Below are 2044 nucleotides of genomic sequence, written 5' to 3'. Positions count from 1 at the left end.
CCTCACCGACACCGGCTTCGCCATCAACGCCGCCCGCTCCCAACACAGCACCGGCGACGACATGGGCTACGACGACGCCCACACCACCGAACTACCGCTGATCGCCACCTACCCCGACACCAGCACCCGCACCACCGCCGCACCGGCCGGCGCCACCCTCACCCACGACCTACCCGCCATCAACGGCCACGCCCTCACCACCAACAAGAAAGACACCCGCACCCTCTGGACCACCCTCACCACCAAGGCCACCACCTCCGAGTCCGGCTCCGAGGCGAACCGCGAAAGCACCGGCGCTGCCAAGATCTGGCTCGACGGCCAGGTCCACGCCGACCTGGCTGACAGCGTCCCCCAAATCGGCGCCCCCGAAGCCTGGAACGCCGGCTACGACGGCGACGGCACCACCGTCGCCGTCCTCGACACCGGCATCGACCCCACCCACCCCGACCTCACCGACCAGATCCAGGACAGCGTCAGCTTCGTCCCCGACGAAGACACCACCGACGTCAACGGACACGGCACCCACGTCGCCTCCACCATCGCCGGCACCGGTACGGCCTCCAACGGCGACAACACCGGCGTCGCACCCGCAACCGACCTACTCATCGGCAAAGTCCTCAACAACGGAGGCAGCGGCTACGACTCCTGGATCATCGCTGGCATGCAATGGGCTGCCGAATCCGGCGCCGACATCATCAACATGAGCCTCGGCGACCCGTCGCGCACCGACGGACTCGACCCATTGGCCCTCGCCGTGGACACCCTCTCCGCGCAGCACGACACCCTCTTCGTCGTCGCCGCCGGCAACAACTACGGCGGACTCATCGGCACCCCCGGCACCGCAGCCAGCGCCCTCACCGTCGGCGCCGTCGACAAACAGGACCAACTCGCCAGGTTCTCCAGCGCCGGACCCCTCGCCCGCACCGGTGCGCTGAAACCCGACCTCACCGCCCCCGGCGCCGCCATCAACGCCGCCCGCTCCCAACACAGCACCGGCGACGGCATGTACCACAGCCTCGACGGCACCTCCATGGCCACCCCACACGTCGCCGGAGCCGCCGCCATCCTCACCCAACAACACCCCAACTGGACCAACACCCAACTCAAAACCGCCCTGACGAGCAGCGCCGAGGCGCTGAGCGACAGCTACACCCCCTACCAGGTCGGCACCGGCCGCCTCGACGTAGCGGCAGCGGTAAACAGGACCGTGCAGGCCACCGGCTCAATATTCTTCGGCTACTTCGACTGGCCACACCAACCCACCGACACCCCCATCACGAAATCGGTCACCCTCACCAACACCAGCACCACACCCGTCACCCTCAACCTCACCACCACCGACAACGAGGCATTCACCACCGACACCCCCACGGTCACCGTCCCCGCCGAAGGCCAGGTGGACATCCCGATCACCGGCGATCCGCGCGGAGACACCACCGGCGAATACACCGGCTACCTCGTCGGCACCGATGCCAGCACCGGTGAAACCATCACCCGCACCGCCCTCGGCCTCATCAAAGAAGGAGAAAAGCACGACCTCACCATCAAACTCCGCGACCACAACGGCCAACCCACCAGCTCCTTCGTTGAGGTGTACGCGGCCGGCGAATGGGAGCCCTGGGTCGTCGATGTCGATGGTGAGCAGTCGCTGCGCCTCCCCTCGGGGACGTTCTCCATTCATGCCGAGTTGGACGTTCCGGGTGAACGCGATGACTCTCTCGGCCTCGCCCTACTGGTCGCCCCGCTAATCGTGCTCGACAAACCAACTGCGGTAACACTGGACGCAAGCAAGGCACGACTTCTCGACACCACCACCCCCCAACGCACCGAGAACCGACAGCGCAAACTCGAGTACGTCGTCGGCTACCCGGACGACATCCCCTTCCACTACGTTGGCAGCGTCCCGCCGCTATACGACGACTTGTACGTCCTGCCGACCGAAAAGAGCAGCGAGGGCTGCCCTTCCCCTCGTAGCGTGGAGGCCAGAGCTTGAGGGATAGAGGTTCATGGCTGAGACGAGACGCCAGTTCGATCCGGAGTTCCG

At 66.4% G+C, this 2044-nt stretch carries 1 pseudogene; it reads left to right on the top strand.

Going from position 1 to position 2044, the window contains the following annotated elements:
- Positions 1-1954, top strand: a pseudogene (locus SALPAC2_RS24170) (S8 family peptidase); the annotation flags it as partial.
- Positions 1955-2044 lie beyond the last annotated feature (90 nt).

It is taken from the genome of Salinispora vitiensis (assembly GCF_000378825.1).
GTDB lineage: Bacteria > Actinomycetota > Actinomycetes > Mycobacteriales > Micromonosporaceae > Micromonospora > Micromonospora vitiensis.
This window is presented reverse-complemented; position numbering and strand designations above follow the sequence as displayed.